Genomic DNA, 22,798 nt, shown 5'->3' with positions numbered 1-22,798 from the left:
TGGGGCACACGAGCATCCCACCACACGATTTCCGGCGCGTTGCGAACCCCGGTCCAACGCCTTCCGTCGCGCGGATGTACGGGTCTCTGCCCATAGTGCCTGCTCGGCGGATACGCCGGTACCTCCGGCGGCCGGTCGGTCCTTCGGTTCGGCCGCCGGTCCGGTCGTCGGTTCAGTCGTCGGTTCAGTCGTCGGTCCGGTTGTCGGTGCGGTCGTCGGTGCGGTCGTCGGTCTGCCTCGTGTGGGTGTCCGACCAGCCCAGGGGGTACGGCTCCGAGTCCCCGACCGGAGCCGCAGGTTCCCCGCCCGCCTGGGTGAAGGCCGTCAGCGCCGTGACCAGATCGGCGCGCTGTCCGGGTGGCAGCCGTTCGACGATGGCCGTGATCTCGTGGCGTCGGGCGGCCGAGACCTCGTCCACCAGTCGCCTGCCGTCCGGTGTGAGCCGCAGCAGGGTCTCGCGGCGGCTGGCCGGGTTGCTCCGCCGGGCGGCGAGGCCCGCCGCGATCAGCCGGTCCAGCATGCGCATGGCGGTCGAGGGGTTCACGCCGAGCCGCTCGGCGACCTCCACGAGCTTGGCGTCGCCGTGGGTGTCGAGGACCACCAGCAAGCGGTACTGCGGGAGGGTCACCCGGTCGGGGACCGCCGCCAGCGCGCGTACGGAGATGGCGACGAGCAGCCGGGAGGCCGCGAGCACGGCGTGCGTCACCGCGTCGACGTCACCGGGGATCGCCTCGCCGGGGTGGGCGGTCGGGTCGGCCGTCGCGTCGGCCATCGGGCCGACCGTGGGGTCGGTGGTCGGACCGGCGGTCGGATCCGACGGCCCTTCGGCTCGACGTGGTGGCTCTGCTCGGTCGGCCATGCCTCTTTGTACCCCGCCCGCGCCCGGTTCGTACCGCAACGGGTGGGACCGTCGGCCCGATCCCCGGCCGGAAGCGGCTCCTCACTGCTGCTACCGGGGCAGTACGCACTACGATCTGCGCTCATGGGGGGAGCCCGCCGCACGCGCATCACGCGTCCCATGGCATTGCTGAGTGCCGTGGCGACGCTGTTCGCCGCGCTCTTCGTCTGTCTGGGCCCCGGCAACGGGCCCGCCGGGGATTCCGCCCGGGGCCCCGACAGCCATCATCGCGCCGCCGCCCCGTTCACCCCCGTGAACGAGCCCGTGGCGCGGTACAGCTGCCCGTACGACGGCAACGACTGCGGATACTTCCCGCACCTGAGCCCGGCCGTGCTCACCGTACCGCCGCCGGCCGCCCCCCTGGACGCCGGAGTCCCGCATCCGCTGGTCGAACCGGCGGCCCCCGCGGGCCGGCTCCCCCGCCCCGGTGCGCAGGCCCGCGCGCCGGACCTCCACGTCCTTCAAGTACTGCGGACGTAGTCCTAAGACGTAGCCCCAGCCGGGAACCCGGCGCCCCTGTGCGCGCGGGATTCCCGGGATCACCGCCACCCGTCACGTACGTACGCAGTCACCCCCAGAAGGACAGACACCATGGCTTCCAAGTCCCAGTCCGCCGAGCGCAAGGCCCGAATAGAGCAGATGCGCCGCGCCGAGCAGGCCCGTGAGCGGCGCAGTCGCATCATCACGATCACGGTGAGCGCCGTGGTCGTGGCGGGTCTCGTCGCCTTCGGCGCCGTGATCCTGAACAAGGAGTCCGACCAGAAGGAACAGGAACAGGCCGCCGCCAAGGAGCCCGTGAAGGGCGAGAAGTCCTGGGACGCCAAGAAGCTCACCCGTAACCACGTCACCGAAGCGGTGAAGTACCCGATGAAGCCGCCGGTCGGCGGTGACCACAACCAGGTCTGGATGAACTGCGACCGGAACGTCTACAAGGACGCGATACCGGACATGAACGCGGTGCACTCGCTGGAGCACGGCGCGGTCTGGGTCACGTACAACGACAAGGCCTCGGACGACGACGTCAAGACGCTGACCGACAAGGTCGGAAAGACCGCGTACACGCTGCTGAGCCCGTACAAGGACCAGGCCGGAACGATCATGCTGAGCGCGTGGGGCAAGCAGCTCTCGGTCGACAAGGCGTCGGACCCCCGGGTGAACCAGTTCCTCACGAAGTACGTGCAGGGCCCGCAGACCCCCGAGCCGGGCGCCGCCTGCACGGGTGGAATGGGCGCGCAGTGAGGCTCGGGGTCGTGGCCTCGGTGAACCGTACGCAGTGGGCGGCGATCGCGGCCGTCGTGCTGGCGCTGCTCTTCGCCGGCGCGGCGACGGTGGCCTCCGCCGGGCGGGACGACGGCGCGGGAGCCCCCCGTACCCCCGCGGCGGGCTCGCCGGACGCGGGCTTCGCCCGGGACATGGCACTCCACCACCAGCAGGCCGTGGAGATGTCGTTCATCGTGCGGGACAGCACGGACGACGAGGACGTGCGCCGGCTGGCGTACGACATCGCCAACACCCAGGCGAACCAGCGCGGGATGCTGCTGGGCTGGCTGGACCTGTGGAAGCTGCCGAAGGTCGAGTCGGGCGTGGAGCCGATGGCGTGGATGCCGATGGACACGCGGATGGGGGCCGGGCACGCCATGTTCGAGCCGCACGACGGCGCGCTGATGGAGGGCATGGCCACGACGGCGGAGCTGGAGCGGCTGCGGAAGGCGCGCGGCAAGGCCGCCGAGGTGCTGTATCTCCAGCTCATGACCGACCACCACAAGGGTGGCGTGATGATGGCGCGGGGGTGTGTCGATCTGTGCGCGGCCGGTACGGAGCGTGACCTCGCGCAGGGCATGGTCACGGCGCAGGAGTCGGAGATACGGCTGATGGCGGACCTGCTGAAGGAGCGGGGGGCGAAGCCTCGGGGATGATCGCGGCGGTGGCGCCGGGCGGGCGGGGTGGGTCGGGGGGCTCCTCGTACGCCCGGCCGCCCAGCCCGGCCCGGCCGCCCCGCCAGGCCGCCGCGCGCGGTCGCGCCGGTCGCGCGGTCGCGGTCGCGTCATCCGGACGGCCCCCGGAGAATGGGGTGTGGCTCGGGGAGTACGGCCAGGACACGCAGGAGGTACGACCCCATGACCACCGCCAAGGACATCATGCACCCGGGGGCCCAGTGGATCCCCGCCCACGAGACCCTCGACCGCGCCGCGCAGATCATGCGCGAGAGGGAACTCGGGTCGCTGCTCATCGCCGACGAGCAGGAGCGGCTCGCGGGCATCCTCACGGACCGCGACATCGTCGTCGGCTGTGTGGCGATGGGCCACGACCCGTCGAAGATCACTGCGGGCGATCTCGCCCAGGGCACTCCGCGCTGGATCGACTCGGACGCGGACGTGGGCGAGGTGCTCCAGGAGATGCAGAGCCACCAGATCCGCCGGCTCCCGGTCATCCAGGACAAGCGGCTGGTCGGGATGATCAGTGAGGCCGACCTGGCCAGGCACCTGACCGAGTCGCAGATGGGCGCGTGGGTGGAGCAGGTGTACGCGCGGGGCTGAAGGTCCACGTACGTGCGCGCCTGAGGTCGCCGCACCCCTGGTACGCGGCTGAGATCTTCGTACGGTACGCAGCCGGCCCGCCCCGCGCGGGAGCGGAACGTCCGTCCCCGCCGGAGTGGGACCGGCCACACCCACGTCTCACCGCACGACATCGCGTCAGAAAGACGATTACACTGGTTCCGTGCCTCAACTACGCCTCGCTCTGAATCAGATCGACTCGACCGTCGGCGATCTCGCCGCGAATGCCGAGGCGATCGTGCACTGGACCCGGCACGCCGTCGAGCAGGGAGCGCATGTCATCGCGTTCCCCGAGATGGTGCTGACCGGCTACCCCGTCGAGGACCTGGCCCTGCGGTCGTCCTTCGTGGAGGCGTCCCGGGACGCTTTGCGCGCCCTCGCGGGCCGCCTGGACGCCGAGGGCTTCGGCGGGCGGCCGGTGATCGTCGGCTACCTCGACCGTTCCGAGAAGGCCCAGCCCCGGTACGGCCAGCCCGCCGGCGCGCCGCAGAACGCGGGCGCGGTGCTGTTCGGCGGGGAGGTGGTGCTGACGTTCGCCAAGCACCACCTGCCGAACTACGGGGTGTTCGACGAGTTCCGGTACTTCGTGCCGGGCAACACTCTGCCCGTCGTACGGGTCCACGGCGTCGACATCGCGCTGGCGATCTGCGAGGACCTCTGGCAGGACGGCGGGCGGGTCCCGGCGACCTGCTCGGCCGGTGCCGGACTGCTGATCTCCATCAACGCCTCTCCGTACGAGAAGGAGAAGGACGACACCCGCCTGAACCTGGTGCGCAAGCGCGCCCAGGAGGCCGGCTGCACCACGGCGTACGTCGCGATGATCGGCGGCCAGGACGAGCTGGTCTTCGACGGGGACTCGATCGTCGTCGACAAGGACGGCGAAGTCGTGGCGCGCGCCCCGCAGTTCGCGGAGGGCTGTGTGGTGCTCGACCTCGATCTGCCGGCCGCGCCCGCGGTGCCGCCGTCGGGGGTGGTGGACGACGGGCTGGTGATCGACCACGTCGTCCTGTCCGAGGAGCCGCTGCCCGCGTACGAGCGTGAGCTGTCCGGCGGGTACGCGGAGCGGCTGGAGGACGACGAGGAGATCTACTCGGCGCTGGTGGTGGGGTTGCGCGCCTACGCGGCGAAGAACGGCTTCCGGTCCGTCCTGATCGGGCTCTCCGGGGGCATCGACTCGGCGCTGGTCGCGGCGATCGCGTGCGACGCGGTGGGGGCGGAGAACGTGTACGGCATCTCCATGCCGTCCAAGTACTCCTCGGACCACTCGAAGGACGACGCGGCCGAACTGGCCCGCCGTACCGGCCTCAACCTGCGCACGGTGGTCATCGAGCCGATGTTCGACGCGTACATGGACGCGCTGGGCCTGACGGGGCTGGCGGAGGAGAACCTCCAGTCGCGGCTGCGCGGTACGACGCTGATGGCGGTCTCCAACCAGGAGGGCCAGATCGTGCTCGCGCCGGGCAACAAGTCCGAGCTGGCGGTGGGGTATTCGACGCTGTACGGGGACTCGGTCGGCGCGTACGGGCCGATCAAGGACGTCTACAAGACGACCGTGTTCCGGCTGGCGCGGTGGCGCAACCGCGCGGCGGAGGAGCGGGGGCAGGTGCCGCCGATCCCGGAGAACTCGATCAGCAAGCCGCCGAGCGCGGAGCTGCGGCCGGGCCAGGTCGACACGGACTCGCTGCCGGACTACGACGTCCTGGACCGGATCCTGGAGCTGTACGTGGACCGGGACACGGGCAAGGACGCGATTGTGGCGGCCGGGTTCGAGGAGGAGCTGGTGACGCGGACGCTGCGGATGGTGGACGTGGCGGAGTACAAGCGGCGGCAGTATCCGCCGGGGACGAAGATCTCGGCGAAGGGCTTCGGCAAGGACCGGCGCCTGCCGATCACGAACCGGTGGCGGGAGTCCCCTTCGGGGTGAGGCGGGGGCCGTGCGCGGGCCCGGGTCCGCCCGGGGGCGGCTTTGTCCTCAAGCGCCGGACGGGCTGGTCGATGACTCGGATTCCGGCGTATCGCCTGGTCAGAAACGACAGAAGCCCCGCCCGTGCCCCTCGGGGGACGACGCACGGACGGGGCTGCCGACACGCTGGGCCAGGCTTTCGTCCTCAGCGTGCCGGGGTTCCTGTTCCTCGCGCGTCACACACGCGTGGTCGTCACGACACGGAGGGACGAACCACCGGCGTCGCGACTCATGACGCCTCGGGGTCTGCCAGCGGTTTGTCGTGATCCGGATGGCGGCCGAGCAGAACGATGCAGTCACTCACCGCGCTCCTGTCCCCCACCGCCCTTGCCGCCTTCTTCGCCTTCTCCAGACGGGCGCACTCCGCGCACTCACTCACGACTGCCTCCGACCACTGCGCGCGTTGGTTTCTTTCACTTCGGCGGACAACGCTTCGGCGTCCGTCAGAGACTCGACGCTTTCCAAGTCGGCTTCCCATTCCTTGCCCCCGCCGACCGGCCGAAGCATGGCGTATGGACCGGCCTTGCCCATGTATCGGCCGAGCCTGCCCTTGTTGTCCCGAACGAGTCTGCCGATACGGGGCAGTTCACTGTTCCCGATTCCTTCGTCAATCTCGCGGCGCGTAGTCTCTGCCATGGCTGCCTGCCTCCCAGGTGGTCCATGCCCCCGGGCCGTCGCCACGGCTGCGGGGGTCTGTGCTGTCCGGTGCACAAGACGTGCTGTCTGAAAAGGTTCAACCGGACACGGCAGTTGAAGGAACAGCGAACGGGGAACCCCGCAAGCCCATTTGGGGAACCCCTCTGAAGCGCCCGGACTACCCTGGGACGACACTTCTGTCCCAGTAAGGTGGTGGCGGTCATGGACGATCGCGAGACACGGCGCGGCGGTTACCCGCTCACGATCCCCGCCACGCTGCTACAGAGCGAGACCATGCGCCGAGCCTGCGCGACTCGCGACTTTCAAGAGGTCTTCCGTCTCGTCAACAGACGTACGGGCTCAAGCTACGCGGTGATGGCTGCCGCAGTCGGCAGGATGACGAGCTCACGCGTGAGCGATGTAATCCGTGGTGTACGAAGAATTCGCGGGCAGGGAGTGATCGAACGCGTAGCTGACGGATTCGGCATCCCCGGCGAAATGATTGGGTTACCCCCGCGGCCGTGGGAGGGTTCCCCAGGAAAAGTCCTCCTGCCTCAATCGTCAACCCATTCTGAAACAAGGCAAGAAGCAGCGGATACAGCACATCCCCTACCGCAGAACGACGAAGAAACTCTCACTTCTGCTCATTCCGATGTGCTTCTGGTCTCGGTATGGATCGAAGGGAGGAAACAGATCGTGCCCATCAGTCGGCGAACCCTGATTACTGGCGCGATTGGCGCCGGCCTACAAGTGGCAGACTTAACGCGATTTCCTGAACTCATCAACGAATCCAATCCAGTAACCGCACCGTTGGCGAAGTTCGACGCAAGCCGTATCGAGGCAGCGACAGAACATCTCCGAGACATGTGGCATTCCCTTGTCCGTGCTGACAACCTCTTCGGCCCACGGCACGCTCTCACGGCAGTGCGCCAACAACTGTCCATCCTCGAATCACTTCTGGAACAAGCCGGAGGTGCCCAGCGCTCCGAGTTACTGAGACTTGCCGCCCAATACGCCGAGTCCGCTGCTTGGCTGCACGAAGACTCGGCAGATATACAGAGCGCCACAAAGTGGACCAGCCAAGCCATGGAATGGGCAACCGAGTCCGGCGATCAAGCCATGGTGACGTGGACACTTTTCCGAAAGAGTCAACAAGCCACCACGAAGAAAAGCGCTGCGCAGACTATTAGCCTTGCTCAAGCTGCCCAAAGAAATAGCCCTGCCCTTACGCGGCCCATGCGAGCGGCGGCCATACAACAAGAAGCGCACGGGTACGCATTGGATGGGGACGAAGTCTCCTGCCATGCCCGTCTGGACAATGCCCATGACTTTGCAGCCTCACCGGACACAAAGGGAGACGCTCGCACCGGGCACGGAGATTTCTGTACTGCAAGTTATATCGAAATTCAGCGCGCTAATTGCTGGCTCACCCTCGGGCGGCCCGATCTGGCCGTCCCACTTTTTGAAACCGCACTCGACAAGCTTCCCGACGCCTACGAGCGTGACAGAGGTCTCACACGAGCCCGCCTGGCACTTGCATACGCCAAAATACGAGAGTACGACTCAGCGGCAGCACAAGCCGCCTCCGCGCTGAGCATGGCGCGTAGTTCCGGATCATTGCGCACGATGCATGAGTCGGTGTCCGCAGTGAACACACTCGGGGAAGTCCATACATCACAGGCAGTCTCTCAACTTTTTGACACCATTAAAGAAGAGGGGAGTTTCTGAAGTGGCGAATGTCTATGAGATGGCCGCAATGCGTCGCGCAATTGCAATTTCAGCTCAGGGCCTTGGGTCAACCAGCCCGAACCCGCCTGTTGGCTGTGTCATTCTCGACAGTGAGGGACGAACGGCCGGCGAAGGATATCACGTACGCAAGGGCGAATCACACGCGGAGGTCAATGCGCTTACCAACGCCGGAAAGCGGGCAGAGGGCGGAACAGCCGTCGTCACGCTGGAACCATGCAATCACTACGGACGCACACCGCCATGCCGTGAAGCACTGATCAATGCGAATGTCGCCAGAGTGCTCATTGCCGTAATGGACCCGACATCTCGTGGTGAAGGCGGGGCGGCGCTTCTACGGAGAGCCGGAGTGGAAGTTGAACAGGGTTTCCTGAAGAATGAGGCACTTCTCGTTCTGGGCCCGTGGCAGGCATCTCTGAGCTACGGTCACCCGTTCATTACATGGATCTACGAAGCGGGAGTGGACGGGAAACCCATTCCTTATTCTCTACAGGGTGTCGCGCTTGAAGAAGCGGATAAGCTCCGAGCCTCGTACGATCTAGTGATCAACCAGGAAGGCGGCATCGAGGAAGGAGAACCGGGAGGGCACGGAACCGGCGTATTCCAGCTTCCAAATGGAGCACTGAGCAACGATGTCAATGAATTCACAAAAGCGCTCGGCAGCACAGGATCACGATCTGTTCTGCTGTCCGGCGCAGTTGATCAGTTCTGTCGGATCGCTTCAGCCGGAATGGTTGACAAGGTGATCTGCTACCTACCGCGAACATCGCCCTCTAGGTCGCCCAGGAAGGATGTCGGCAGGATTACTGCAATTCCGGACGGATACCGGTTGACCGAGGTTACCCGGACGGCATCTCATGTCCGCCTTACAGGAGCCAGAACTTAGAGGTTATCTTACAACGGCTAACACAATGAGGTGGATCCCGCCTGGTTCCCGTGAGCTCGCGGCTCATTTGGTTAGCCATCGCCCAATGGATCATCGCCCGGGATCTCTGCGGCAAAGATTCGTAGTCCCGTGCCAGACGGCGGTGCCGCATCAGCCAGCCGAAGGTCCGCTCGATCACCCATCGCTTCGGGAGCGGCTCGAATCCCTTTGTCCGCGGTCGCCGCACGACCTCGACATCAATGCCCAGTCGGGCGCCATGGTTGAGGACGCTGTTCTGGCAGCCGCCATCGGCCCAGACCTTCGACACGCTGGGATGAGCTGCGGCCAGATCGTCGAGCAGGAGCTTGCCGCCGGCGGTGTCGTGCACGGACGCAGCGGTGACGAGGACGGCCAGTACCAGGCCGAGAGTATCTGTGATCAGGTGCCGCTTGCGTCCTTTGATCTTCTTGCCGGCGTCGATGCCCTGGCTGGTCTCGGGCACGTTTGCCGAGGTCTTCACGCTCTGCGCGTCGACCACGGCCGCGGTCGGCTCACGGTTGCGACCGTGGGCCCGGCGGGTCTTGTCCCGTAACAGGTCGTGGACTTGCCGGGTCGTGCCGTCGGCTTCCCACTTGGCGTAGTAGTCGTAGACGGTCTTGCACGGCGGGAAGTCGTGCGGCAGGTACTCCCACGGAATGCCGGTGCGATTGACGTAGAGGATCGCGTTGACGATCTCTCGCAGGTTCGTGCACCCGAGCTGCCGTTCCGGGCCCGGTTCGCTTGGCTCTCCAGGCGGTGAAGACAGGTTCGATCAGGACCCAGCGGACATCCGAGACATCACTGCGGTACGGGCGACGAGCGTTCACACCTCGCCCAACGACCGCCAACCCCCACAGTCACAAAATCATCCCGAACTACCAACTACACAGACCAGATGCCCTCTAAGCCTTGATGGGTGCGGCCGACCTCGCGGCCTGCTCGATCTTCGCGTAGTAGGCCGCACGGGCTTTCTCGTCGATCTGCTTCTCGTGTTCGGGGCGCATCCCGGTCCGGCCGTCGAGGCCCTCGCGGAGGATGTCGGCGTGCCCGGCATGCCGGTTGGACTCGCCGACGACATGGACCATGACGGCGAACAGGTTCGTGTGGGGAAAAGGCTCCGGCCACCACGGCACGTGGCCGGGGGTGTCGAGGGGAAGCTCGTTGATCGTCGCGTCCGAGTGTTCCCACGTACGCCGGTAGAACGCGATGATCTGATCGCGGGTCTCGCCCTCGGCCGCCCACAGATCGCCACCGTCGGAGTCCTGCCACCGGGGCAGCGGTTCCGGGGAAGGGCGGTCGAAGACCTCGCCGAAGTACCTGGCCTCGACGGTGGCCACGTGTTTTACCAGGCCGAGCAGGCTGGTCCCGGTCGCTGTCAAAGGCCGGCGGGCGTCGTACTCGGACAAGCCGTCAAGTTTCCACAGCAGCGCCTCGCGGTCCCGCCGCAGTCTCCCGTGCAGGTTGTCCTTCGCGAATTCATCGATCATGCGGGATGAGCCTGCCATGGGCCGCTCATGCTCAGTGCGTCGGGATCGGGTGACGGTCCTGGGGGGTGTTTTCCGCCACCACGCGTGACGCGGACCCGCCCGCCGAGCCGGGCCCGTCCAGGCGGCCCGCGACCAGGGCGATCGTCAGGCCCAGTACCGCCAGCACCGCCCCCACCAGCGTCGGGGACATCCAGCCCCAGCCCGCCGCGATCGCCGCGCCGCCCAGCCACGCGCCGCCCGCGTTCGCGAGGTTGAAGGCCGAGTGGTTGGACGCCGAGGCCAGCGTCGGCGCGTCCTTCGCCTTCTGCATGACCAGCATCTGGAGCGGCGTGGTCGTCAGGAAGCCCACCGCCCCCAGCACCACCACCGTCACCAGCGCCGCCCACTGCACGTGCGCCGTGAAGCGGAACGCGACCAGCACCACCGCGAGCGTGGCGAGCGACACGTACAGCGTCGGCCGCAGCGCCCGGTCCGTCAGCGGGCCCGCCGCCAGCGCGCCCAGCGTCATGCCGATGCCGAACAGCGCGAGCACCACCGTCACCGACGACTCCCCGAAGCCCATGACCTCGGTGGTCATCGAGGCGAGGTACGAGTACACCGCGAAGACCCCCGCGAAGCCGAAGACCGCCGTGGCAAGCCCGAGCAGCACCTGACGGTTCCCCAGGGCGCGCAACTCCCGGCCGAGGCTTTGATGGGCGTCGACCGGTACGTACGGGACGAGCCTCGCCAGCGCGCCCAGCGCCACCAGGCCGATCACGGTCACGACCAGGAACGTGGCGCGCCAGCCCAGGTGCTGTCCCAGCAGCGTGGCCGCCGGGACCCCGACGATGTTGGCGACGGTCAGGCCCAGGAACATCGTCGCCACCGCCCGTGCCTGCCGCCCCTCCTCCACCAGCCGCGACGCGACCACCGCGCCGACCCCGAAGAACGCGCCGTGCGGCAGCCCCGCGAGCAGCCGGCCCGCCAGCAGCCAGCCGAAGCTCGGGGCGAGCGCGGAGGCGAGGTTGCCGAGGACGAAGAACCCCATCAGGAGCAGGAGCATCCGCTTGCGCGGGATACGGGACCCGACGGCGGTGAGGAGCGGGGCGCCGAGGACCACCCCGATCGCGTAGGCGGAGACGAGATAGCCGGCGGTCGGTACGGAGGTACCGAGGTCGTCCGCGACGTTGGGCAGCAGGCCCATCATCACGAACTCGGTCGTGCCGATACCGAAGGCACTTACAGCGAGGGCCAGCAGCGCCAAGGGCATGGGGAGGGAAGCCTTTCCGGAGAAGGGGAGCGGTGTGAGGACGCGTTCAGTAAGTACCTCGACTGAACAAAGTCTCTCAGACGTTTTCTTCCCACGGATGAACCGGCGGATGGACCAGCAGATGAACGCCCGGTTCCGTACCCGGTCCGCGTCTCAGTCCGCCCGCAGCTCCACCCGCGCCGCGACCGGCAGATGGTCGCTGTCCGTCCTCGGCAGGGTCCAGGACGCCGTCGGCTCGATGCCCTTCACCATGATCTGGTCGATGCGCGCCATCGGGAACGAAGCCGGCCAGCTGAACCCGTACCCGTCCCCCGCCGCCCCCTGCGTGGAGCGCATCTGGGACGTGACGGCGTTCAGGGAGCGGTCGTTCATCGTGCCGTTCAGGTCGCCGAGCAGGATGACCCGGCCGACGGGCTCGCGGCTGATGGCCACTCCGAGCGCGTCCGCGCTGTTGTCTCGCTGGTTGGCGGTGAAGCCGGCGTGCAGCTTGACCCGTACGGACGGCAGGTGCGCCACGATCACGCCGACCTGCCCCTCGGGCGTGGTGATCGTGGACCGCATCGCGCGGACCCAGCCCAGCCGGATGTCGACGGGGCGGGTGCCGGACATCGGGTACTTGCTCCACAGCCCGACCGTGCCCTGCACGGAGTGGTACTTGTACGTCCCCGCCAGCGCCTTCTCGTACGTCGGTACGTCGGTCTCGGTCAGCTCCTCCAGCGCGAGGACGTCCGCCCCGGCCTCGGCGACCTCGCGCGCGGTGCCCGCCGGATCGGGGTTCTCCGCGTTGACGTTGTGCGTGGCGACGGTGAAGTCGCCGCCCCCGCCCGACTTGTCGGCGAGGAGGCCGCCGAAGAGGTTGACCCAGACGACGGCGGGCAGGAGGAGCGCGATCAGCGCGGTCGCGGACCTGCGCAGGAGAGCGAGGACGAGAATCACCGGGATGACCAGGCCCAGCCAGGGCAGGAAGGTTTCGGTGAGGCTGCCCAGGTTGCCGATCCGGTTGGGGATCTGCGCGTGCAGGATCATCAACAGCGCGGCCAGGAGCGCGAGAACGGCGAGAACGATGCCGCGCCGCCAGATGTTCCGGCCGCCACGCCATCGGGACAGCACGTTCCGGATCCGGGCTCCCGCACCCGCGCGCTGGTGTTCCGCGTCCGCGCCGGTCTCCACCGACTCCGCCGTGTACTCCTGCGTCATGTCCGCTGCCCTCACTGCCTTGCCGTGCACGCCCGCCCCCGACCCTAGGGGATACGCGGCCGCTTTCTCTGCCGTCCGGGACGGCCGTACTGCCACGAGGACGAAACCGGCGCGCGGAGGGGTTCCGATCACGGGCAGATCACGACCGGTTGTGACAGAACCCGCACGATTGTGGTGTTGCCAACGTCACGTGGGCGACGGGCAGTCGGGGCGCCGCAGGCCGTCCCGGCGTCACGCCTCGCGCGGGCCGATGCCCCCCATCGCGGCTCCGATGATCTGCTCGGCCAGATCTTCGGGCAGCGGCGCGTCCGGGCGGTGCAACGTCCGTACGAGCATGGCGCCGACCAGCAGGTCGTTCATCAGGTCCACCGGGACGTCGTCGCGCAACTCCCCCCCGGCGACGGCGCGGCGGAGCACCGCGAGCGTCGCCTCGTGGCGGGGTTCGATGACGAGCCTGCGGTACTCGGCCCACAGGGTGGGCCGGCTCTTCATCTCCGCGAAGACGTTGTGGAGGAGGGCCGAGGAACGCTGGGCGAGGCCGCGCGTGCGCAGGGACTCCAGCAGGACGGCGAGATCGGCGAGGGCGGACGTGCCGGGGAGGGTGGGCTCGGGAGGCTCGATGTCCCGCACGACGTCCACGAAGAGCGCCTCCTTGCCCTGCCAGCGCCGGTAGATGGTCGCCTTGCCGACGCCTGCCGTACGCGCGATGCGCTCGATGGAGAGCGTGCCGAGGGGCACGCCCTCCTCCAGGAGGGACACGACGGCGTCCAGGATGGCCCGTTCGGCCGCCTCGCTCCGAGGGCGTCCGCGCCGGTGCTCGCCGCCCTGTTCGTACTCCTGGTCCCGCACGTACGCCACCTCTCGCCGCCCGGCCCGAGCCCGTCCCGGCCCGGCCCAACCTGTCCGGCCCCCGATTCTCGCCCACCGGCGCGGACATGGACGCCGATCGCCGTACCGCGCGCCGCCGCCGGTCGGTCGCGCGCCGGCGGTCCGTCGTGCGCCGGCGGTCCGTCGTGCGCTGCCGCTCCGTCGCGCGCTGCCGGTCCGTCGCGTACCGCCGCCGGTCGGTCGTGCGCCACCGCCCGTCAGTTGCGGGTCGCCGGCTCCCGGGACGAAGGACGGTCCGCCTGGGGGAGCTTCTCCCCCGGGGCGCGCCCCGGCAGGAACAGCGCGACCACCGCCACCCCGATCAGCGCCACCACCGCCGAGCCGAGCGCGGTCAGGTGCATCGCGTGCAGGAACGCGTCGTGCGCGGACTCGACCAGCGGGCCGCCCGCCGGGCCCAGCTTGCCCGCGACCGTCAGCGTCGCCTCGATCGACTCCCCCGCCGCGTCCCGCGTACCCGCCGGGAGCGCGCCGAGGTGGCTCTCGATGTCGCCGCGGTACGTGGCGGACAGCACCGACCCCAGGACCGCGACGCCCAGCGCGCCGCCCACCTGGCGGAAGGTGTTGTTGATCGCCGAGCCCGAGCCGGCCTTCTCGCGGGGCAGCGCCTGCATGATCGCCACGGTCACCGGCGGCATGATGTGGGCCATGCCCGTACCGAGCACGAAGTAGTCGACACACAGCACCCACACCGGCGTGCCCGCCGTGAACAGGGCGAACGCCGCCAGGCCCCCGGCCACCAGCACCATGCCCGCCGTGCAGACGACCCGTGCGCCGAACCGGTCGACGACCAGCCGCGCGCGGGGCGCGAAGATCATCTGGGCGGCGGCGAGCGGCACGATCAGCAGGCCGGACCGGAGCGCGCTGTAGCCGCGCACGCTCTGGAGGTAGAACGCCGAGAAGAACGTGACGCCCATCAGCGCGAAGAACACCAGCGCGATCGCGGCCACGGCGGCGGCGAACGCCGGCTTCTTGAAGTACGTGACGTCGATCGCCGGGTGGCTGCTGCGCTTCTCGTACCACACGAAGCCGGCCAGCACGGCCACCCCGCCCAGCAGCGGCGCCAGCACCGAGACCTCGGTGAAGTCGGCCAGCTCGCCGCCGCGGATGATGCCGTACACCAGCAGGACCAGTCCGATGATGGAGAGCACCACGCCCAGCGGGTCGAGCTTGCCGGGCCGGGGATCCCTGGAGTCCGGCACCAGCAGCACCATGGCGATCAGCGCCACGGCGGCCACGGGCACGTTGACCAGGAAGATCGAGCCCCACCAGAAGTGCTCCAGCAGCAGACCGCCGGTGATGGGGCCGATGGCTATGCCGAGGCCGACACTGCCCGCCCAGATGCCGATGGCCTTGGGCTGCTCGTCGCGCTCGAAGACGTTCATCAGGACGGCGAGGGTGGCGGGCATCACAAACGCCGCGCCGAAGCCCATCAGGGCGCGGTAGCCGATCAGTTCGGCCGGTGAGCCGGACATCGCGGCGAGCGCCGAGCCGACGCCGAAGACGGCGATGCCGAAGAGCAGCACCTTCTTGCGGCCGATGCGGTCGCCGAGGAGTCCGGCGGTGAAGAGCAGCCCGGCGAAGACCAGCGTGTAGCTGTTGATCGCCCATTCGAGCTCGCTCTGGGTGGCGCCGATGCCCTCGGGCGCGGGGGCGGCGATGGTCTTGACCGCGACGTTCAGGATCGAGTTGTCCAGCACGACGATGAGCAGGCTGAACATGAGGACGCCCAGGATCGCCCAGCGGCGGCGGTGGACGGCTTCGGGTATGCGGGATGCGGCGACTGGCGCGCCGGACGGTGTGGACATGACCAGCAGCGTAACGTCATTTCGATACGAGACCGTCTCGTATTGGAAAGTCTTTACCCACGGTCGCCCTGGGTCCCACTTCCCGTGGACCGCTCCGGGATGCCACCATGGGTGTGGTCCGGGGACACCGTCAGGGTGCCTCGAGATGACGAAAGGGCCATCGGCCATGACTGCTCAGGCTGCGCACAACCAGCAGGGACAGCAGGATCACCGGAACAACCGGACCTCTCCCGCGGGACGCCCCGGAGACGGCACCAAAACGCTCTACGGCGGTACGAGCTCCCGCCGCGTCACCGTGCACGACCTCTCCGCCGCCAAGGAGCGCGGCGAGAAGTGGCCGATGCTCACCGCCTACGACGCGATGACGGCCTCCGTCTTCGACGAGGCGGGCATCCCCGTCATGCTCGTCGGCGACTCCATGGGCAACGTCCACCTCGGGTACGAGACGACCGTGCCGGTCACGCTCGACGAGATGACGATGCTCTCCGCCGCCGTCGTACGGGGCACGAAGCGCGCCCTGATCGTCGCGGACCTCCCCTTCGGTTCGTACCAGGAAGGGCCCGTCCAGGCCCTGCGCAGCGCCACGCGCCTGTTGAAGGACGCGGGGGTCGGCGCGGTCAAGCTGGAGGGCGGCGAGCGCTCGCACAGCCAGATCGAGCTGCTGGTGCAGGCCGGCATCCCGGTCATGGGCCACATCGGGCTCACCCCGCAGTCCGTCAACACCCTGGGCTACCGGGTGCAGGGCCGCGGCGAGGAGGCCGCCCAGCAGATGCTGCGCGACGCCAAGGCCGTCCAGGACGCGGGCGCCTTCGCCGTGGTGCTGGAGCTGGTGCCCGCCGAGCTGGCCGCCGAGGTCACCCGCATCCTGCACATCCCGACGATCGGGATAGGCGCGGGGATCGAGACGGACGCGCAGGTCCTCGTCTACACCGACATGGTGGGACTGACCGGCGGCAAGGTGCCGCGCTTCACCAAGCAGTACGTGAACCTCCGCCAGACCCTCGGGGACGCGGCGAAGGCGTTCGCCGACGAGGTCGTCGCGGGAACGTTCCCGCAGGAGGAGCACACCTTCCACTAGCCACTGCCGCACGAGCGACGGCCCGCCGATCTTCCCCCGTCGGCGGGCTGTTGCGTGCCCGGAGGGACCCTGGTCCGCCGGGCCGGAACGTGCTTGTCGGTGGAATGTCGGCCGTGCGCCGGGCGCCTGTCGGACATCTGTCGGCGCGTTGTCGGTGGCACCTGGTCCTATAGGGGCATGACGCGAATCGACAAGAACCCCAACGGCGGCCGCACCGGCCACGCCGTCGAGGTGCGGGGGCTGGTCAAGCACTACGGCGACACCAAGGCTCTGGACGGCATCGACCTCGATGTCCGCGAGGGCACCGTCCTCGGTGTGCTCGGGCCCAACGGCGCCGGCAAGACAACGCTCGTCCGCATCCTCTCCACCCTCGTCCAGCCGGACGCGGGCACCGCCATGGTCGCGGGGTACGACGTGCTCCGCCAGCCGCGCCAGCTGCGCCGCACCATCGGGCTCACCGGTCAGTACGCCTCGGTCGACGAGAAGCTCTCCGGCTGGGAGAACCTGTACATGATCGGCCGGCTCCTCGACCTGTCCCGCGCGGACGCCCGCCGCCGCTCCGACGAGCTGTTGGAGCGCTTCTCGCTCACCGAGGCCGCGAAGAGGCCCGCGATGCAGTACAGCGGCGGCATGCGCCGCCGGCTCGACCTGGCCGCCTCGATGATCGGCCGCCCGGCCGTGCTGTATCTGGACGAGCCGACGACGGGGCTCGACCCCAGGACCCGTAACGAGGTCTGGGAGGAGGTGCGGCGGATGGTCGCCGAGGGGGCGACGGTCCTGCTCACCACCCAGTACATGGAAGAGGCCGAGCAGCTGGCGAACGAGCTGACGGTCATCGACCGGGGCCGCATCATCGCCAGCGGCGGCGTCGACGAACTGAAGGCGCGGGTCGGCGGCCGTACGCTCCAGATCCGCCCGGCCGATCCGGCCCAACTCGCCCCCATGGCGCAGGCGCTCACCGACAGCGGACTGGTCGGCCTGGCCGGCGCCCAGGCCGATCCGGCCGAGGGCCTGGTGCATGTGGCCATCCTCAGCGACGAGCAACTGACCGCGGTCATAGGCCTGCTGGGCGAGCGCGGCTTCGGCATCGCCAACATCGGGACCCATCTGCCCAGCCTGGACGAGGTGTTCCTGGCCATCACCGGCCAGAAGACCTCTCTGTCCGACGACATCACCACCGACGCCGACGCCGACGCCCGCACCGGCACCGGCACCGGCACCACACCCGAGGAGGTCGCCGCATGAGCACCACCACGCTGCCCACATCCACCCCCGGGACGCCGGCCGCCGGACCGGGCGACCGGCTGCCGCGCGCCGCCTCCGCCGGTGTCGTGGACGACGGACGGATCGGACTGCGCGCGAATCTGCGGCACATCGGCGCGCTCGTGCGCCGTAACGCGCTCCAGATCAAGCAGGACCCGGAGTCGATGTTCGACGTCCTGCTGATGCCGATCATCTTCACGCTGCTGTTCGTGTACGTCTTCGGCGGCTCCGTGGGCGCGAGCCTCGGCGGGAGCCGCGGCGAGTACGTCAACTACGTGATCCCGGGCCTGATGGCGATGATGGGCATGAACATCGCCATGGCCGTCGGCACCGGCGTGAACGACGACTTCCGCAAGGGGGTCATGGACCGGTTCCGTACGATGCCGATAGCGCGCTCGTCGGTCCTGATCGCGAAGATCGTCGTGGAGATGGGCCGGATGCTGGTCGCCACGGCCATCCTGCTCGGCATGGGCTTCCTGCTCGGTCTTGAGATCAAGTCCTCGGTGCTCGACCTCTTCGCGGCGATCGGGCTGTCCACGGTGTTCGGTGCCTCGCTGATGTGGATCTTCATCCTGCTGGGGCTGACGATGAAGACGGCGCAGGCGGTCCAGGGGACGGCGATGCTCGTCCTGATGCCGTTGCAGTTCGGCTCCTCGATCTTCGCCCCGCCGTCCACGATGCCCGGCTGGCTCCAGGCCTTCACGGACTACAACCCGCTGTCCAACCTGGCCGACGCGGCCCGGAGCCTGATCAACGACCAGCCGGTCGGGCACTCGGTGTGGATGACGCTGGCGTGGTCGGCAGGGATCACACTGGTCTCGATGCCGCTGGCGGTGGCGAAGTTCCGCAAGAAGTCCTGAGGCGGGCGCGGGGTGGGGCGGCGCGGTCGTACGGGGGGGGAGGCGGCCCGGTCGTACGGACCGGGCCGGCCCCTCTCCCGCCTCCCGTCTCACGTCTCACACGCGGGCGACGGCCTCCTCCAGCGAGAGGTGGCCGCCTTCCGCGTACGCCGTCCCGAACGCGTCCTCGTCGCCGAGCGCGGCCATCGCGGCCAGCACGGCCCGTCGGGAGGCGGCGAGCAACTCCCGCTCCGTCGGGGGCCGGAAGTGACCGGCGGGGGTCAGCGCCTCGGACGCGCCGAGCAGCCGGGCCGCCTCGCGCGCCCGCTCCTTGTCGTTCCCCGCCAGGCCCGCCAGCGCCCACGCGGCCGTCGCCAGATAGCCCGCCGCCATGTGCGGGGCGACCATCTGGGACAGGACCGAGTGGGACTGCCGCAAGGCGTTCCTTATCTCTTCGAGCGCTTCCGCGTACCGGCCGTCCTCGCAGTCCAGCCAGGCGTACGCCCCCTGGATGAAACCCTGGAACACGGCGAGCGTCTCGTGCCGGAAGGCCTCCGAGATCACGCCCAGATGACGCCTGGCCTCCTCGCCGCGCCCCGTGCGGCCCAGCCGCAGCGCGAGGAAGAGCCGGGCCGCGATCAGGGACTCGTGCGAGACGTCGTGGCTGTCGTCCAGCACCGCGCGCAGTATCGCCTCCCCCTCCGCCGCGCGGTCCGTCTCGAACATGCTGCTCGCCATCCGGGCGCGCAGCACGGCGATCTGGCTCCGCGCGCCCAGGCTTTCGACGTGGCCGATCGCGGCGGCGAAATCGGCGACGGCGAGTCCGTACTCCCCGCGCCTCTCCCGCGCCTCGCCGCGTGCCGACAGCGCCTCGGCCCTGCCCCAGGCGTCACCGAGGGTGTCGTAGATCTCCAGGGCGCGGTCGGCGTCCCTGTCCGCGTCGTCGGCCCACGCGCCGCGGTTGGCGAGGATATTGGCCCGCATCTGGAGCGCGCCGGCCAACTCCCAGTCGTAGCCGAGCCGTTCGCAGGCCGCCACGGTCTCGTCCAGTACCTCCCTGAGCCGTTCGTCGCCCCCGTTCATCAGGGTCGCGAAGAACCAGAGCGAGGCGGGGAACCGGCAGGTCTGGGGCAGCCCGGCCCGGTAGACGGTGGCGACGCTCCGCAGCCACTCCTGCCGCTCGGGCGTCTCCCACTCGTCCTCGGCGTGCTCCATTGTGACCATCTCGACGATCCGCACCTGGCGCCGGGCCTCGATCAGCTGGTCGTCCGCCATGGGCGGCGGGAGGTCCGTGCACCGGAGGTGCAGGGGCGGAGCGGGTTCGGCGGGCGGGGCGAAGGGGTCGGGGCCGAGGGACGCGGCGGCGGTGGCCCACTGGCGGCCCTCGGTGCGCATGTCCCGTATCGACCAGAACCAGGCGAGCGACAGGACCATGCAGAGCACCTCGTGCTCGTCGCGGGCGGCGACGGCGCGGCGCAGGGCGGTGCGGAAGTTCTCGTGCTCCAGCTGGAGCAGGGCGATCGCGGCGAGCTGGCCGGAGCCGCGGAGGAGGGGGTCGGTGGTACGGGCCAGCTCGCGGTAGTACACGAGGTGCCGCCGCTCGGTGGCGGCCCGGTCACCGGCATGGCGGCCGGCCTGGTCACCGGTCTGGTCACCGCCCGGGTCTCCTACGACCTCACCCGCCTGGTCGAGGCGCTCGGCGGCGTACTCGGCGACGGTCTCCAGGAGCCGGTAGCGCATGTCGCCGTTCGGCGAGGGGGCGGCGACGACGAGGGACTTGTCGATGAGGGAGCCGAGGAGGGCGGGGACGTCGGGGGAGCGTACGGGGTCGCCGGGCGTCGTACCGGCGCAGACCTCCTCCACCGCCGCCAGGCCGCAGCCGCCCGCGAAGACGGACAGGCGGCGCAGGACGGCGCGTTCGGCCTCGTCCAGCAGGTCCCAGGACCAGTCGACGACCGCGCGGAGGGTCTGCTGGCGGGGCAGGACCGTCCTGCTGCCGCTCGTCAGCAGTCTGAAACGGTCGTCGAGGCGGTCGGCGATCTGTCGCGGGGACAGCAACCGGAGCCGGGCGGCGGCCAGTTCGATGGCCAGCGGCAGTCCGTCGAGGCGACGGCAGATCTCGGCGACGGCCTCCGGGTCGGCCTCGGGGTCGAAGTCGGGCCGCACGGCCCGGGCCCGCTCGGTGAACAGCCGGTGCGCGGAGCGGGGCGGCAACGGCTCGACGGGCCGTACGACTTCACCCGGCACCCCGAGGGGCTCCCGGCTGGTGGCCAGGACGGTCAGGTTCGGGCAGCGGGCGAGCAGTTCCTCGGCGAGGGTGGCGGCGGCGCCGATCACGTGCTCGCAGTTGTCGAGGAGGAGGAGCATGCGGCGGCGGGCGCAGTGCTCCGCCAACCGTACGAGCGGCTCACCGGCCTGCCGGTCGACGGCCCTGAACTCCTCGGCACCCGCCCCGCGCAGCACGGTCTCCCGCGCGCCGAGCGAGGTCAGGACGGCTTCGGCGACGGTCTCCGGGTCGTCCACGGGGGCGAGTTCGGCCAGCCAGACCCCATCGGGCCAGGCCCCGGAGGCCCGTTCTGCGGCCTCCTGCGACAACCGGGTCTTCCCGGCCCCACCGGGCCCGAGGAGCGTGACGAGCCGGGCACCGGAGAGGTCGGCCCGGATGGCGTCGATGTCCCCTTCCCGCCCGACGAAGCTGGTGAGGCGGGCGCGGAGGTTGCCGGGGGCGGGGGCGCCGGCGCTGGGCGCGGGGGCGGGGCCGCCGCGCTGCTGCCCCTGACCGGACGCTTGCCCGTGGCCCGGGTGGCCTCCCAGCCCTTCGCGCGGCCACGCGGGGGCCTGACGGCCCGACAACTGCCCTTGACCGGAGACCGGCCCGCCACGCTGCCCGCTCCCGTACGGGCTGTCCCCGCCCGACGGCTCCCATGACGACCGCCCCTCGTCCGAAGGGCCTCCGTCCCAAGGGGCTTCGCCCGACCCGACGCCACCCGACCGGACCCCGGCCGGCGAAGCGCCGTCCCACCGGGCTCCGCCCGACTCCCGCCCGCCCGACCGGGCCCTCTCCGACCCGGCCTCGTCCCACCGGTTCCTGTCCGCCCGCCGCTCATCCGACGGGGCTCCGCCCGCCTCGGATCCGTCCCACTCCGCGCCGTCCGACCGGTTTCCGTCGGGCCGCCGCTGGTCCGACCGAGTCCCGTCCGAGGGGGCTCCGCCCGGCCTCCCCTCGTCCGACCAGGAGTCCGGCCGCCGCTCGGCCCATCGGGCTTCGCTCGACCCGGATCCGTCCGACCCGGACCCGTCCCACCGGGTTCCGTCCGGGCGCCGCTCAGCCGGCCGGTCCTGAGGGCGGCCGTGTTCCGACGACGGCACCCCGTGCGGCTGCCGCCGGCCCTCGTCCGTTTGCCGCGCTCGCGCCGTGCGGGTCTCCGGGCCCGTATCCCGGCCGGTCGCCGAGCCGGTCTCCGGAGCCGGCGCCGTACCGGACGGGTCCGGTGGGTTCCCGTCGCCGGGCGCACCCCGTGTGTCCCCGGCCGTGCCGCGCCGACCGGGCGCCGCGCCCGGGGCGCGGCCCTCGTGCAGCAGCTCCTCGTGCAGCGCGCGCAGGTCCGGGCCCGGGTCGGCGCCCAGGCGGTCCGCCAGGCCGCGGCGGACCTCGTCGTACGCGACCAGCGCCTCCGCCGTGCGGGACGCGTCGCGCAGGGCGCGGATACGGAGCGCCTGAAGCGGTTCGTCGAGGGGGAACTCCTCGCAGAGCGCGGCCAGTTCGGGCAGGGCGTCCTCCGCGCGGCCCAGCGCGAGCGCGGCCGTCAGCCGGGCCCTGCGGGCCTCCAGCCGGCGGGTGTCCCAGCGCAGGGCCTCCGACGCGCGGTCGGGCAGATCGGCGAGCGCGGGCCCGTGCCAGAGGGCGAGTGCTTCATCGAGGAGTACGGCGGCCTTGCCCGCGTCGCCGTCCTCCAGCGCCCGCGCGCCCTCCCCCGCGAGGCGGCCGAAGCGGTGGAGGTCCACGTCGTCCTCGTCGGCGGTCAGCCGGTAGCCGCCCTCCGAGGACACCACCGCGTCATGCCCGAGCGCCCGCCGCAGGCGTCCGACCAGCGCCTGGAGCGCCGCGACGGCGTCCGCGGGCGGATCCCCGTCCCACACCTCGCCGACCAGCACCCCGACGGGGACGCTGCGCCCGGCCCGTAGCGCGAGCACGGTCAGCAACGCACGCAACCGCGCACCACCGAGCGCGACGGGGGTCCCGTCGTCCTGAAAAGCCTGGGCGGTGCCGAGGAGTCGGTAGCGCATCCG

18 protein-coding genes and 1 pseudogene are annotated in these 22,798 nt (G+C 70.0%); 10 read left to right on the top strand and 9 right to left on the bottom strand.

The window, feature by feature from the left end:
- Nucleotides 1-184 precede the first annotated feature (184 nt).
- Nucleotides 185-772: a MarR family winged helix-turn-helix transcriptional regulator gene (locus OG349_RS26055; protein ID WP_327236900.1), complete on the bottom strand. Its 588-nt coding sequence runs from the start codon at nt 770-772 to the stop codon at nt 185-187.
- Between the two features lie 246 nt (nt 773-1,018).
- Here OG349_RS26055 and OG349_RS26050 point away from each other — a divergent pair, with 246 nt between their 5' ends.
- From OG349_RS26050 to OG349_RS26030, 5 genes are all read left to right on the top strand, one after another.
- Nucleotides 1,019-1,378, top strand: a complete 360-nt coding sequence (locus tag OG349_RS26050; protein ID WP_327236899.1) for a hypothetical protein — start codon at nt 1,019-1,021, stop codon at nt 1,376-1,378.
- Between the two features lie 111 nt (nt 1,379-1,489).
- Entirely contained in the window at nt 1,490-2,137 is a 648-nt protein-coding gene (locus OG349_RS26045) for a DUF3105 domain-containing protein (protein ID WP_327236898.1), read from the top strand.
- 20 nt (nt 2,138-2,157) lie between these two features.
- Nucleotides 2,158-2,814 (top strand): DUF305 domain-containing protein, encoded by a 657-nt coding sequence (locus tag OG349_RS26040; RefSeq protein WP_327238728.1) that lies wholly within the window; start codon nt 2,158-2,160, stop codon nt 2,812-2,814.
- A 201-nt stretch (nt 2,815-3,015) separates the two neighbouring features.
- The gene (locus OG349_RS26035) at nt 3,016-3,435 is read left to right on the top strand and encodes a CBS domain-containing protein (protein ID WP_327236897.1); all 420 of its coding nucleotides are present in this window, start codon (nt 3,016-3,018) and stop codon (nt 3,433-3,435) included.
- A gap of 181 nt (nt 3,436-3,616) precedes the next feature.
- On the top strand, nt 3,617-5,377 hold the full coding sequence (locus tag OG349_RS26030) for an NAD+ synthase (protein ID WP_327236896.1): 1,761 nt from the start codon (nt 3,617-3,619) through the stop codon (nt 5,375-5,377).
- 414 nt (nt 5,378-5,791) lie between these two features.
- On the opposite strand, the gene OG349_RS26025 is transcribed toward OG349_RS26030, so the two are convergent.
- Nucleotides 5,792-6,052, bottom strand: coding sequence for a hypothetical protein (locus OG349_RS26025; protein ID WP_327236895.1), 261 nt, complete (start codon nt 6,050-6,052; stop codon nt 5,792-5,794).
- A 222-nt stretch (nt 6,053-6,274) separates the two neighbouring features.
- On the opposite strand from OG349_RS26025, the gene OG349_RS26020 reads away from it, so the two are divergent.
- A complete protein-coding gene (locus tag OG349_RS26020) occupies nt 6,275-7,780 on the top strand; it encodes a hypothetical protein (RefSeq protein WP_327236894.1) in 1,506 nt (501 codons plus the stop codon).
- A 1-nt stretch (nt 7,781) separates the two neighbouring features.
- On the top strand, nt 7,782-8,684 hold the full coding sequence (ribD, locus tag OG349_RS26015) for a bifunctional diaminohydroxyphosphoribosylaminopyrimidine deaminase/5-amino-6-(5-phosphoribosylamino)uracil reductase RibD (protein WP_327236893.1): 903 nt from the start codon (nt 7,782-7,784) through the stop codon (nt 8,682-8,684).
- Here ribD and OG349_RS26010 read toward each other — a convergent pair.
- From OG349_RS26010 to OG349_RS25985, 6 genes and pseudogenes are all read right to left on the bottom strand, one after another.
- A pseudogene (locus OG349_RS26010) lies at nt 8,665-9,529 on the bottom strand (IS5 family transposase). The gene ribD and the pseudogene OG349_RS26010 overlap by 20 nt on opposite strands.
- A 75-nt stretch (nt 9,530-9,604) precedes the next feature.
- Nucleotides 9,605-10,189, bottom strand: a complete 585-nt coding sequence (locus OG349_RS26005) for a DinB family protein (RefSeq protein WP_327236892.1) — start codon at nt 10,187-10,189, stop codon at nt 9,605-9,607.
- A 31-nt stretch (nt 10,190-10,220) separates the two neighbouring features.
- A complete protein-coding gene (locus OG349_RS26000; protein WP_327236891.1) occupies nt 10,221-11,438 on the bottom strand; it encodes an MFS transporter in 1,218 nt (405 codons plus the stop codon).
- A gap of 153 nt (nt 11,439-11,591) precedes the next feature.
- Complete coding sequence (locus OG349_RS25995; RefSeq protein WP_327236890.1) at nt 11,592-12,635, bottom strand: endonuclease/exonuclease/phosphatase family protein; 1,044 nt, start codon at nt 12,633-12,635, stop codon at nt 11,592-11,594.
- A gap of 231 nt (nt 12,636-12,866) precedes the next feature.
- Entirely contained in the window at nt 12,867-13,484 is a 618-nt protein-coding gene (locus OG349_RS25990) for a TetR/AcrR family transcriptional regulator (protein ID WP_327236889.1), read from the bottom strand.
- Between the two features lie 236 nt (nt 13,485-13,720).
- Nucleotides 13,721-15,328, bottom strand: coding sequence for an MFS transporter (locus OG349_RS25985; RefSeq protein WP_327236888.1), 1,608 nt, complete (start codon nt 15,326-15,328; stop codon nt 13,721-13,723).
- A gap of 166 nt (nt 15,329-15,494) precedes the next feature.
- On the opposite strand from OG349_RS25985, the gene panB reads away from it, so the two are divergent.
- The 3 genes from panB to OG349_RS25970 all read left to right on the top strand — a co-directional run bounded on the left by panB (nt 15,495) and on the right by OG349_RS25970 (nt 18,529).
- A complete protein-coding gene (gene panB, locus OG349_RS25980; protein WP_327236887.1) occupies nt 15,495-16,406 on the top strand; it encodes a 3-methyl-2-oxobutanoate hydroxymethyltransferase in 912 nt (303 codons plus the stop codon).
- Between the two features lie 177 nt (nt 16,407-16,583).
- Nucleotides 16,584-17,651: an ATP-binding cassette domain-containing protein gene (locus tag OG349_RS25975; RefSeq protein ID WP_327236886.1), complete on the top strand. Its 1,068-nt coding sequence runs from the start codon at nt 16,584-16,586 to the stop codon at nt 17,649-17,651.
- Entirely contained in the window at nt 17,648-18,529 is an 882-nt protein-coding gene (locus tag OG349_RS25970) for an ABC transporter permease (RefSeq protein ID WP_327236885.1), read from the top strand. Before OG349_RS25975 ends, OG349_RS25970 begins: the two co-directional genes overlap by 4 nt.
- A gap of 96 nt (nt 18,530-18,625) precedes the next feature.
- On the opposite strand, the gene OG349_RS25965 is transcribed toward OG349_RS25970, so the two are convergent.
- Nucleotides 18,626-22,795, bottom strand: a complete 4,170-nt coding sequence (locus OG349_RS25965) for a BTAD domain-containing putative transcriptional regulator (protein WP_327236884.1) — start codon at nt 22,793-22,795, stop codon at nt 18,626-18,628.
- Between the last annotated feature and the right edge of the window lie 3 nt (nt 22,796-22,798).

Origin of the sequence: Streptomyces sp. NBC_01317 (genome assembly GCF_035961655.1) — a bacterium.
Lineage (GTDB): Bacteria > Actinomycetota > Actinomycetes > Streptomycetales > Streptomycetaceae > Streptomyces.
Note: the sequence above shows the minus strand (reverse complement) of the source record. Positions and strands in the feature narration are given on the sequence as shown.

Bases quoted from the DNA above. Each gene is read 5' to 3' on its own strand.
- OG349_RS26020 (WP_327236894.1), top strand. From the start codon at position 6,275: ATGGACGATCGCGAGACACGGCGCGGCGGTTACCCGCTCACGATCCCC.
- OG349_RS26045 (WP_327236898.1), top strand. From the start codon at position 1,490: ATGGCTTCCAAGTCCCAGTCCGCCGAGCGCAAGGCCCGAATAGAGCAG.
- OG349_RS26035 (WP_327236897.1), top strand. From the start codon at position 3,016: ATGACCACCGCCAAGGACATCATGCACCCGGGGGCCCAGTGGATCCCC.
- OG349_RS25985 (WP_327236888.1), bottom strand. From the start codon at position 15,328: ATGTCCACACCGTCCGGCGCGCCAGTCGCCGCATCCCGCATACCCGAA.
- panB (WP_327236887.1), top strand. From the start codon at position 15,495: ATGACTGCTCAGGCTGCGCACAACCAGCAGGGACAGCAGGATCACCGG.
- OG349_RS26025 (WP_327236895.1), bottom strand. From the start codon at position 6,052: ATGGCAGAGACTACGCGCCGCGAGATTGACGAAGGAATCGGGAACAGT.
- OG349_RS25995 (WP_327236890.1), bottom strand. From the start codon at position 12,635: ATGACGCAGGAGTACACGGCGGAGTCGGTGGAGACCGGCGCGGACGCG.
- OG349_RS26055 (WP_327236900.1), bottom strand. From the start codon at position 772: ATGGCCGACGCGACGGCCGACCCGACCGCCCACCCCGGCGAGGCGATC.
- OG349_RS26050 (WP_327236899.1), top strand. From the start codon at position 1,019: ATGGCATTGCTGAGTGCCGTGGCGACGCTGTTCGCCGCGCTCTTCGTC.
- OG349_RS25975 (WP_327236886.1), top strand. From the start codon at position 16,584: ATGACGCGAATCGACAAGAACCCCAACGGCGGCCGCACCGGCCACGCC.
- OG349_RS26005 (WP_327236892.1), bottom strand. From the start codon at position 10,189: ATGATCGATGAATTCGCGAAGGACAACCTGCACGGGAGACTGCGGCGG.
- OG349_RS26000 (WP_327236891.1), bottom strand. From the start codon at position 11,438: ATGCCCTTGGCGCTGCTGGCCCTCGCTGTAAGTGCCTTCGGTATCGGC.
- OG349_RS25965 (WP_327236884.1), bottom strand. From the start codon at position 22,795: ATGCGCTACCGACTCCTCGGCACCGCCCAGGCTTTTCAGGACGACGGG.
- OG349_RS25970 (WP_327236885.1), top strand. From the start codon at position 17,648: ATGAGCACCACCACGCTGCCCACATCCACCCCCGGGACGCCGGCCGCC.